Here is a 10,429-nt window from a genome sequence, read left to right as displayed (position 1 = left end):
ATCCACCCCTGCGGACACCCCACCGGGGCCCACCGAGACGCTGAAGGACTGGATGGTGGCCAGGGCTTCCGCGAAGCGGGGTCCCGGGTGACGCCCGTGGTGCCGCCGGGCGGCGACGATGAGCTCACGGGAGAGCCTGTCCCTCACTTCTTCCCGGCCCCGTCCCTCCGGACGACCCTCCAACTGGACCGTGAGCCAGCCGTGATGGTCTGCCTGGGCCCGGAGAACGTTCAGGAGCACGGTCTTGCCCACGCCGCGCAGCCCGGTGAGGACCATTCCCCGGTTGGGGCGGCGCAGCTTGGTGCGGGCGATCAGGAGGTCGAAGGCCTCGACTTCCGCCTTGCGGCCGCTGAGGACTTTCGGGCGCAGGCCCGAGCCGGGGCTGTAGGGGTTGGCAGCGAGGTCCATGCAGGAAATTCTATGCAGGTATAGGAAATTTTATATACCGGCCACGATTTCCCTACTTTTTGCCCACTACGACCGAGCGGCAACTGGACCAAACGTTCCCGTCGATTATGGCCCTGTCACTGGACCACTTCCGCGCGTCAGGATGGACCCCATGACTGAGACTTCCCAGACCTCCGCCCAGAACCCCACCCCCGTGACCGGATCGCGCCTCGTGAAGCGCGGGCTCGCGGACATGCTCAAGGGTGGCGTGATCATGGACGTGGTCACCGCGGAGCAGGCCCGCATCGCCGAGGACGCCGGCGCGGTGGCCGTGATGGCGCTGGAGCGTGTACCCGCGGACATCCGCTCGCAGGGCGGCGTGGCCCGCATGAGCGATCCGGACCTCATCGAGTCCATCATCGACACCGTCTCCATCCCCGTGATGGCCAAGGCGCGGATCGGGCACTTCGTGGAGGCTCAGGTGCTGCAGCACCTCAAGGTGGACTACATCGACGAGTCCGAGGTGCTGTCCCCCGCGGACTACGCCAACCACATCGACAAGCACCGCTTCGACGTCCCGTTCGTGTGCGGCGCCACCAACCTGGGTGAGGCGCTGCGCCGGATCACCGAGGGCGCGGCGATGATCCGCTCCAAGGGCGAGGCCGGCACGGGCGACGTCTCCGAGGCCACCAAGCACATCCGCACCATCCGCGCGCAGATCGCGGAGCTGCAGGCGCTCTACACCGCCGCGCCGGACGCCCTGTACGTGAAGGCCAAGGAGCTGCAGGCGCCGTACGAGCTCGTGGCCGAGGTGGCCCGCACCGGGTCCCTGCCGGTCGTGATGTTCACCGCCGGCGGCGTGGCCACCCCCGCGGACGCCGCGATGATGATGCAGCTGGGCGCGGACGGCGTGTTCGTGGGCTCGGGCATCTTCAAGTCCGGCAACCCCGCCGAACGTGCCCGCGCGATCGTGGCCGCGACCGCATACTACGACGACCCCGCCCGCATCGCGGACGCCTCCCGCGGCCTCGGCGAGGCCATGGTGGGCATCAACGTGGCAGACCTCCCCGCCCCGCACCGCCTCGCGGAGCGGGGCTGGTGAGCGAGCCCCGCTCGCAGCACCCCATGACCGACGACGCCGCCCTCCCGGCCACCGCCGCCCACTCCACCTCGGGCCCGCGGGCCGGGGAGGCGGCGTCGTCCCCCGTGGTGGGGGTACTCGCCCTGCAGGGCGGGGTGGTCGAGCACATGAGAGCCGTGGAGTCCCTGGGCGCCCGTGCCGTGAAGGTGCGCGCACCCGAGGACCTGGACGGCATCGACGCGCTGATCCTGCCCGGCGGCGAGTCCTCCACCGTGGACCGGCTGTGCCGCACGTTCGGGCTGTTCGAGCCGTTGCAGGAGGCGATCCGCGGCGGGATGCCCACGCTCGGGACGTGTGCGGGGCTCATCATGCTGTCCTCGGGGATCGAGGACCCGGCACCGGGTCAGCAGTCCCTGGGTGTGCTGGACGTGAGCGTGAACCGCAACGCGTTCGGCTCGCAGGTGGCCTCTGCGGAGGTGGACCTGCCGTGGCTTGGCCCGCCGAGCGACGTCGTGCACCCGGGAGACCACCTGAAGGCGGCCTTCATCCGCGCGCCGGAGGTCACCCGTACAGGGGAGGGCGTGGAGGTGCTCGCGCAGCACGGGGACGCGGTGGTCGCGGTGCGGCAGGGGAACATCCTGGGCATCAGCTTCCACCCCGAGCTCATGGGGGACACCACGCTGCACCGGCTGCTGCTGCAGGACGCCGCGCGACATCCGGCGCAACACGGGTAGCGCACACCGGGCGGCACGGTGTAGACCTGACTCCCTTGACCACGTCGACGGAGGATCTCTTGGCAGGCTTCACCACTCGCACCATCCACGCGCTGCACGACGTCGCCCTGGGCGCCGTGGTGCCCCCGATCCACACCGCGTCCACCTTCCTGCAGCCCACCGAGGGCGGGGAGGGGCCGTTCGAGTACCAGCGCGGGTCCAACCCCACCCGCACCGACGCCGAGACCACGCTGGCCGCCCTCGAGGGGGCGCGGCACTCGTTCGCGTTCTCCACCGGCATGGCGGCCACGGGCGCCGTGCTGGGCACGCTGCACTCCGGTGACTCGATCATCATGGGCCTGCCCGTGTACGGCGGGAACTACCGCTGGGCCACCATCGAGCTGCCCAAGCGCGGTGTCACCACGCGCTTCCACGACGACCTCAACCAGCTCACGGACGAGGACTTCGACGAGAGCACCCGCATGGTGTTCCTGGAGACCCCCTCCAACCCCACGCTGCGCGTGACCGACATCCGCCGCGTGGTGGAGCTGGCCCACCGCCACGGAGCCCAGGTGGTCGTGGACAACACCTTCCTCACGCCCTACCTGCAGCGTCCCCTGGAGCTGGGCGCGGACGTCACCGTGCAGTCCGCCACCAAGTACCTGGGCGGGCACGGGGACCTGCTGGGCGGCGTCGTGAGCACGAACGACGACGCCCTGGCCGAGCAGGTGCACCTGGCCCAGATGATCTCGGGCGGGGTGCTGTCCCCCATCGACTCGTACCGGCTGATCCAGTCGGTGAAAACCCTGGGGATCCGCCTGGACCGCCAGCAGGAGAACGCCCGGAAGATCGTGGAGTTCCTGCGCGGACGCCCCGAGGTGGCGCGTGTTCTCGTGCCGGGCTCGTACGACGACGCCGAGGCCCGGATCCAGGAGTCCCAGGCGGACGGCCCCGGGGGGCTGTTCTCGTTCGAGCTCGTGCCGGGCAAGGACGTCCGGGCGTTCCTGGGCGCACTGGAGATCTTCGGATTCGCCGTGAGCCTGGGTGGGATCGAGTCACTGATCTGCCTCCCCACCTCCATGACCCACGGGGCGTACTCCCCCGAGGACAGGGAGACCGCCCACCTGACCGAGAACCTGCTGCGCGTGGCCGTGGGCATCGAGGACGTCGAGGACCTGCTCGCGGACCTCGCCCAGGCCCTCGACGCCGCCTGAGCACGGGGATCGCCATGTCACCGCACCGACCGACCCGGCGGGCCGTCCTCGGCGCCACCGGCCTGGTGGGGCTCAGTGCCGTCCTCGCGGCCTGCTCCTCGGAGCCCGGGGCTCCGGACGGTTCCGCCACCGCGCCCGCCGAGGACGCCCTGCGGCGGATCCAGGACGCCGGCGAGGTGCGCATCGGCATGGAGGGGACGTTCCGCCCCTACGGCTACCACGACGGCTCCGGGGCCCTGGTGGGCTTCGAGAAGGAGATCGCGGAGCTGATCGCCCGGGACCTCGGTGTGCGCGCCACGTTCGTGGAGACCCAGTGGGACTCGCTGATCGCCGGGGTGGACGCCGGGCGCTACGACCTGGTGCTCAACAACATCGCCCCGACCGACAAGCGCAAGGAGAAGTTCGACTTCTCCATCCCCTACGCGGTCTCCGAGGGGAGGGTGGGGGTCGCCAAGGACTCCCCGCTGACCTCCGTGGACCAGGTGCCCGGGCACACCGCGGCCCAGACGGAGACCTCCAACTTCGGCCAGACCATGGCCCAGGAGGGCGCCCAGCTGGTGCCCGTGACGGGCTTCGACGAAGCGGTCATGCTGGTGACCTTCGGCCGCGTGGACATGACCGGCAACGACTTCGTGACCTTCCAGTCCTTCTTCGACCAGCGCCCCGACGCCGAGATCCGCCTCCTGGACGGCGCGCTCGGCGAGCCCTCGGAGTCCGCGGTGCTCATGCCCCTGAACCAGCCGCGGCTGCGGTCGGCCGTGGACGCGTCCCTGACCACCCACATGGACAACGGAGATCTGAAGAAGATCTACGAGAAGTACGTGTCCACCGACCTCACCCCGGAGCCATGACAGATTTCCTGAGCCTATGGGCCGATTCCCTGCCCCAGCTGCTGGCGGCCACCGTGACGGTGACCATTCCGCTCAGCATCGTCTCCTTCGTGCTGGCCCTGGTGGTCGCGGTGCTCGCCACCACCATGCGCCTGAGCCGGATCCTGCCGCTGCAGTGGGTCTCGCGCTTCTACGTGTGGCTGTTCCGCGGCACCCCGATCCTGGTGCAGCTGTTCATCATCTTCTACGGCCTGCCGGCCGCGGGGATCACGCTCTCCGCGTGGACGTCCGCGATCATCGCGTTCACCCTCAACACCGGCGCCTACGCCGCGGAGACCCTGCGGGCCTCCGTGCAGTCCATCCCGCGGGGCCAGCTCGAGGCCGCCCGGACCCTGAACTACACGGGGTGGCAGACCGTCCGCCACGTGATCGCGCCCCAGGCGCTGCGGATCGCGCTGCCCCCACTGGGCAACGACCTGATCGACCTGGTCAAGGGCACGTCCCTGGTCATGGTCATCACCCTGGCGGACGTGTTCCAGGTGGGCCGCCAGATCGCGGCCACCACGTTCCAACCGCTCGCGCTCTACACGGAGGTGGCCGTGATCTACCTGGCCATCTTCACCGTCCTGTCCTTCCTGCAGTCCCGCCTGGAGCGGGCGTCCAACCGCTACGTGAGGAGCCCCCATGCTTGAGCTGCGCGACGTCTCCAAGAGCTTCGGCGCCACCCCAGTGCTGAAGGGCATCTCGCTGTCCCTGCGGGACGGTGAGACCACCGTGGTGCTGGGACCGTCCGGGTCCGGGAAGTCCACCCTGCTGCGCACCATGAACCTGCTGGAGATCCCGGAGTCCGGCAGCCTGAGCATCAACGGGGACTCGGTGACCTTCGGCGGGACGCTCACCCGGAAGCAGGTCTCCGCCATCCGCCGCCGTTCGGCCATGGTGTTCCAGGGGTACAACCTGTTCCCCCACCAGAGCGTGCGGGACAACGTGGCCATGCCCCCGGTGCTCAACGGCAAGACCGACCGGGCCGCCGCCCGCGCCCGTGCCGAGGAGCTGCTGGACAAGGTGGGCATGGCGCACCGGCTGGACGAGTACCCGGACAACCTCTCGGGCGGTCAGCAGCAGCGCGTGGCGATCGCCCGGGCCCTGGCGGTGGAGCCGGACTACCTGCTGTTCGACGAGCCCACCTCCGCGCTGGACCCGGAGCTGGAGGCCGAGGTCATCAAGGTCATGGTGGAGCTGGCCCGCGAGCGCCGCTCCCTGGTGGTGGTCACCCACAACATCGGCTTCGCACGCCGGGTCGCGGACAGGATCGTGTTCCTCGCGGACGGCGGCGTGGGGTTCGACGGCGCACCGGAGGACTTCTTCGCGTCCGGCAACGAACGGATCCGGCGCTACCTCAACGTCTTCGACGCCGTCTGAGCGCACCCGCACGCCCACCCCGGTGCGCGGATGCGGGTGTGCTCAGAAGCTGCCGGACGCCCCGCCGCCGGTGAAGCCGCCACCGCCGCCGAACGAGGTGGACGCGCCTCCGCCGTAGCTGGATCCCGAGGAATCGGACGAGTGCGAGGCCCCGCTGTAGACGGACGGGTACATCACGTACAGCGGCAGCCAGGACTGGAACGACGGCGCGTACTGCACCTCGCGCTCCACCCCGTCCTTGTCCTTGGCGGTGCCGGGTGTGTCGTTGAGCCCGGGGGCCTTGCGGTTCTGCTCGCGGTAGCGGTAGTACGCACGGCGCATGCCCTCCGTGATGTTCTCCTCCGGGTGCTCGCGCTGGAACTGCTCGATCTCCCGGTCCGCCTGCTCACGGATCTTCTTGGTGCGGCGGGTGTGACCCCAGACGAGCAGAGCGGTCACCACGCCGCCCAGTCCGAGCGCGCCGAGCACCACCGCCATGATGGTGTTGCTCTTGGCCTCCCGGTCCGCGGCAGCCTGGGGGTTCGCCTGGTCGTAGACCTCCGTGACGGTGTCCGTGAACGCGCCGGCGTAGTCCTCGTCCTGGAACCCGGGCTCGAGCTCCTGCTCCATGATCTTCTCGGCATCCGAGTCCGAGAGCACCTCGCGGGCGCCGTCCGCCACCTCGATGCGCAGCTCCCGCTCGCCCATGTCCGCGACCACGAGCACGCCGTTGTTGCGGCCGTCCTCACCCACGCCCCAGTCAGTGGCGACCTTCCGGGAGAACTCCTCGATGTCCTCGCCCTGGGTGTCGTTCACCGTGAGCACTGCGGCGCGGATGTACTCGTTCTCACCGTTCTTGTCCCCGATCAGCCGGTTGAGGTCCGCCTCCTCCTGCGTGGTCAGCAGGTCCGCCTGGTCCTGAACCGCGCCCTCGGCCGGGCGCGGTGGAACCTCCATGGCCTGGGCGGGAAGCGTGGAGCCCGCCACGAGGACGGCGCCCAGTGCTGCCGTGAGCAGCATGCGCCTCGCAGGGGACAGGGCAGTCTTCGAGGTGGTCACGGGATCCTCCCGGGCTCGGCGTCCGGCGCGGTGCGCCGCTTCGTGCCGTCCAGGCTACGTGCGCGCCGTGTCCCGGACCACATCCGGAAGCCCCTCGGCGCGGCGCCCCGCCGGACACGACCGCGGGCCGGCCCCCTGGTCCAGGGAACCGGCCCGCGTGAGCCCGCCGTGCGGCGTCGTGCGCGTCAGCTGCGTGCGCTGGGAACCACCATCACCGGCGAGTCCGCGTCCGCCAGCACGGCCTGGGAGACAGACCCCATGAGCAGACCGCGGAAGCCGCCGTAGCCGCGCGTGCCCATGACCATCAGGTCCGCGGTGTGCGAGGCGTCCACGAGCGCGTCTGCGGGGCGCCCGTCCAGCACGCGCGTGACGATCTCCAGGTCCGGGAAGTCGCCGCGCAGCTCCTGCGCCACGGACTCCGTGAGCTCCTTCGCCGGTGCTTTGAGCTGCTCCTGGACGGCGCGGTCCAGCTCGTACGAGTTCATGGGCAGGTAGCTGGTGGTGGGGACCACGCTGACCACCGCGAGCGTGAGGCCGTGCTCGGTGGCGTAGCGGGCGGCCAGCGGCACCGCGGCGTTCTCGGTGCCGAGCTTGTCCACGCCCACCACCACGCAGCCGGCAAAGCTCTCGCCCTCGGGGCGGGACTCGCGCTCCTCGGGGTTCCAGCTCTCCGGGAGGATGACCACCGGGACCTTGGCGTGGGAGGCCACGGCCGCGGAGACCGAGCCCACCCGGCCACGCACACCGTGGTGGCCGCGCTTGCCCATGACCACCATGTCGGCGTCCTGCGCCTCGTAGACGATGACCCCGGCGGCGTCGCCGCGCTCGATGATGCCCTGGGCGGTCACGCCCGCGGTCCGCGCCTTCTCCACGGCGTGCTTGGCGAGCTTCTCCGACTCCTCCTGCAGCGCCTCCGCGAAGGCCCCGTAGAGGGACTGGTCCAGCCCGGTCTGGCGCCCCGTGGAGAGCACGATCTTCACGGGCAGCTGCCGCTGCTGGGACTCCGCGATCGCCCAGTCCAGGGCGCGCTCACTGTGGTCGGAGCCGTCGTACGCCACCACGATGTTCTGTGTCATGAATCTGCACCTGCTTGTCTCGATCGGGAAGGGGAATGTGCCGGGGTGGGCTCAGCGCTTGCTGGGGACCACCATCACGGGTCCGGCGGCGCCGGTCAGCACGGCCTGGGACACGGAGCCCATGAGCAGGCCGGTGAACCCGCCGACCCCGCGGGAGCCCACCACCACGAGGTCCGCGGTGCGGGAGGCCTGCACGAGCACGCGTCCCGGGCGGCCCAGGAACGCGTAGTCCGAGACCTGCACGCCGGGTGCCCGCTCCGCGATGCTGCGCGCGAGCGCCGAGAGCTTCTTGAGGGACTCCTCGAAGTAGTAGGTCTGGTTGTACTGGTCCTGGAACCACTCGGGCGTTCCGGACAGCGCCCCGTTCACGGACACCAGGCTGAGCCCCAGACCGTGGGACGTGGCGTACTCGATGGCCTGGGCCACCGCGGGGTTCTCGTCCCCGGCGGCGTCCACGCCCACCACCACGGTCCCGGAGAAGTCCGTCTCGGACGCGGGGACGCGCGCCTTCTCCTGCTGCTCGGTGAGCTGGACGTCCCGTGCCTCCTGGGCCTCGGAGCGGGCCTGCTCCTGGTCCGAGGAGTCCTGCTGCGCCCCGGGCGGGACCACGATCACGGGAACGGGGCTGTGAGCGGCCACCGCGTTGGAGACCGAGCCCAGACGGCCGCGCAGGGCGCCTCCCCGGCCGCGCTTGCCCATGACCACCAGGGAGCAGTCCTTGGCGGCGCGCAGCACGGAGCGGGCGGCGTCGCCCTCGGCGGTGACCGTGTCGAGCGGGACCTCCGGATCCTGCTGCCGGGCGTGCTCCACGGCGGCCAGCAGGTTGTTCTCGCACTCCTGGCTGACGGCGTCCCGGTAGCGGGCCTCCAGTTCGGGCTCCCCCACGATGGCCACGGGGAACGCGCCGAGCAGGCGCACGCCAACATTGCGGGCACGGGCCTCCGCGAGCGCACGGTCGAGAGCCCGCAGGGCGATCTCCGATCCGTCGATGCCCACAAGGACGGGAGCGGTGGACGAGGTGTTGCGAACGTCTTTGTTCATGCCTTAACAGTAGTCCCGCGAGCTGGGAACGGAACGGTTCACCACACGTCGTCCCGGTGCTCGTGGGCCGCCCCGGCGCACGACGCCGCTCGGCCCGGCACTCTGCCCCGCCGCACCTCCACGCGTCGGCACCTCCCGGACCCTCCGCGCTTCCACGGGGCCGGAGCGGCACCGCGCCGCCCTCACGCCATGGCGAGCATCCAGCGCGAACCGCGGATTCGCCACCCCAGGGTCGCCGCGCGGGCCCCCGTGTAGCCCCCGGCGTACGCGAGCCACAGCCACACCGCCCCGGCGGCTCCGGTGCCGCCCCACTGGGCCACGGCCCACAGCAGCGGGAGGTAGACCACCAGGTTCACGACCCCGGCCAGGGCCAGGTAACGGGCGTCCCCGGCGCCGATCAGCACGCCGTCGAGCACGAACACGAACGCCGCGACCGGCTGGCCCACCGCGACCACCAGCAGGGAGACGCCGAACAGTGCCTGCACATCCTGCGAGTCCGTGAAGAGGAAGCCCAGCCGCGGCCCCAGCACGCCCACCAGCAGCCCGGTGACCATGCCAAAGCCCAGCCCCCAGCGCAGCAGCCGCCGCATGAGCAGCCGCACCGCGTCCCGGTCCTCCTGGCAGCTCACGTCCCGGGCGCCCAGCTCCTTGCCCAGCAGCGCCTGGGCGGCGATGGCGAGCGCGTCCAGGGCGAAGGCCAGGAAGTTGAAGATCGTCATGGTCAGTTGGTACGCGGCCAGGTTCTCGGCACCCTGCGCGGTGGCCACCACCACGGTGGAGAGGATCGCCACCCGCAGGGACAGGGTGCGCAGCATGAGCCACGAGCCCACGGTGAGGTGTCCGCGGATCCCCTCCCAGCTGGTCCGCACCGCCACGCCCTCCGCGCGGAACCGGCGCCCCAGCATCACCAGGTAGGTCAGGGCCATGCCCCACTGCGTGATGCTGGTGCCGATCGCCGCACCCGCGACCCCCAGGTCCGCGCCGTAGACCAGGGCGAAGTTCAGTCCCGCGTTCACCGCCGCACCCACGCCGGCGACAAGCAGCGGGGTGGTGGTGTCCTGCAGCCCGCGCAGCACCCCCACCGCCGCGAGGACGATCAGCATGGCCACCAGGCCGGGCAGGGACCACAGCGCGTACGACGTCGCGTGGTCCAGCACCTCCCCCTGCGCACCCATCGCGCGCAGCAGGGGCCGCATCACCACAGCGCCCACGGCCGCCAGGATGATGCCCAGCCCGGCGGCGGTCCACAGCCCGTCCCGACCCACGCGCAGTGCGTCCGCCAGCCGCCCCGCCCCGAGATGGCGCGCCACCGCGGGCGTGGTGCTGTAGGCCAGGAACACCATGAGCCCCACCACGGTCTGCACCAGGGTGGACGCGATCCCCACACCGGCGAGCTCGGCAGTGCCCAGGTGCCCGATGATCGCCGAGTCCGCGAGCAGGAACAGCGGCTCCGCAATCAGCGCCCCGAACGCGGGCACGGCGAGCGCGAGGATCTGCCGGTTCAGACCCGGGGCGTTGGAAGGAGCCGACGCCGCGGGGTCACCCGGCGCGCCCCCGCCGCTCCCCGGCGAGGTCGCAGCTCGGGACGATGCCGCGTGGTCGCCTGGGGCGGGAAGAGGGGCGTCGG

The 10,429-nt window shown here is 71.1% G+C and carries 11 protein-coding genes; 6 read left to right on the top strand and 5 right to left on the bottom strand.

Annotated features, from left to right (window positions below; genetic code table 11):
* Window positions 1-408: AAA family ATPase (locus QL985_RS11185; protein ID WP_290147870.1), on the bottom strand; the 408-nt coding region annotated here is incomplete at its 3' end.
* 151 nt (window positions 409-559) lie between these two features.
* Between QL985_RS11185 and pdxS the strand changes: the two genes are divergently transcribed.
* From pdxS to QL985_RS11155, 6 genes are read left to right on the top strand one after another with little or no spacing between them, the layout of a single operon-like run.
* The gene (gene pdxS / locus QL985_RS11180) at window positions 560-1,489 is read left to right on the top strand and encodes a pyridoxal 5'-phosphate synthase lyase subunit PdxS (protein ID WP_019309740.1); all 930 of its coding nucleotides are present in this window, start codon (window positions 560-562) and stop codon (window positions 1,487-1,489) included.
* Window positions 1,486-2,202: a pyridoxal 5'-phosphate synthase glutaminase subunit PdxT gene (gene pdxT, locus QL985_RS11175; protein WP_259905549.1), complete on the top strand. Its 717-nt coding sequence runs from the start codon at window positions 1,486-1,488 to the stop codon at window positions 2,200-2,202. Before pdxS ends, pdxT begins: the two co-directional genes overlap by 4 nt.
* Window positions 2,203-2,261: 59 nt before the next feature.
* On the top strand, window positions 2,262-3,395 hold the full coding sequence (locus QL985_RS11170) for a PLP-dependent aspartate aminotransferase family protein (RefSeq protein WP_259905551.1): 1,134 nt from the start codon (window positions 2,262-2,264) through the stop codon (window positions 3,393-3,395).
* A gap of 14 nt (window positions 3,396-3,409) precedes the next feature.
* Window positions 3,410-4,246, top strand: a complete 837-nt coding sequence (locus QL985_RS11165) for a transporter substrate-binding domain-containing protein (RefSeq protein ID WP_259905552.1) — start codon at window positions 3,410-3,412, stop codon at window positions 4,244-4,246.
* Window positions 4,243-4,917 carry an amino acid ABC transporter permease gene (locus tag QL985_RS11160; protein WP_019309736.1) on the top strand — a complete coding sequence of 225 codons (675 nt, stop codon included), beginning with the start codon at window positions 4,243-4,245 and terminating at the stop codon, window positions 4,915-4,917. The genes QL985_RS11165 and QL985_RS11160 overlap by 4 nt, the downstream gene beginning before the upstream one ends.
* On the top strand, window positions 4,910-5,647 hold the full coding sequence (locus QL985_RS11155) for an amino acid ABC transporter ATP-binding protein (protein ID WP_259905553.1): 738 nt from the start codon (window positions 4,910-4,912) through the stop codon (window positions 5,645-5,647). The genes QL985_RS11160 and QL985_RS11155 overlap by 8 nt, the downstream gene beginning before the upstream one ends.
* A 42-nt stretch (window positions 5,648-5,689) precedes the next feature.
* Here the strand turns inward: QL985_RS11155 and QL985_RS11150 are convergent, their stop codons facing one another.
* The 4 genes from QL985_RS11150 to QL985_RS11135 form a co-directional block, all read right to left on the bottom strand.
* Window positions 5,690-6,685 carry a TPM domain-containing protein gene (locus tag QL985_RS11150; protein WP_191871891.1) on the bottom strand — a complete coding sequence of 332 codons (996 nt, stop codon included), beginning with the start codon at window positions 6,683-6,685 and terminating at the stop codon, window positions 5,690-5,692.
* A gap of 185 nt (window positions 6,686-6,870) precedes the next feature.
* Window positions 6,871-7,761, bottom strand: coding sequence for a universal stress protein (locus QL985_RS11145; protein ID WP_191871893.1), 891 nt, complete (start codon window positions 7,759-7,761; stop codon window positions 6,871-6,873).
* Between the two features lie 51 nt (window positions 7,762-7,812).
* Complete coding sequence (locus tag QL985_RS11140) at window positions 7,813-8,802, bottom strand: universal stress protein (protein ID WP_191871895.1); 990 nt, start codon at window positions 8,800-8,802, stop codon at window positions 7,813-7,815.
* Window positions 8,803-8,984: 182 nt separating this feature from the next.
* Entirely contained in the window at window positions 8,985-10,307 is a 1,323-nt protein-coding gene (locus QL985_RS11135; RefSeq protein ID WP_290147872.1) for an MATE family efflux transporter, read from the bottom strand.
* Window positions 10,308-10,429: the final 122 nt, after the last annotated feature.

Origin of the sequence: Kocuria sp. APC 4018 (assembly GCF_030407675.1) — a bacterium.
GTDB lineage: Bacteria > Actinomycetota > Actinomycetes > Actinomycetales > Micrococcaceae > Kocuria > Kocuria rhizophila.
This window is presented reverse-complemented; position numbering and strand designations above follow the sequence as displayed.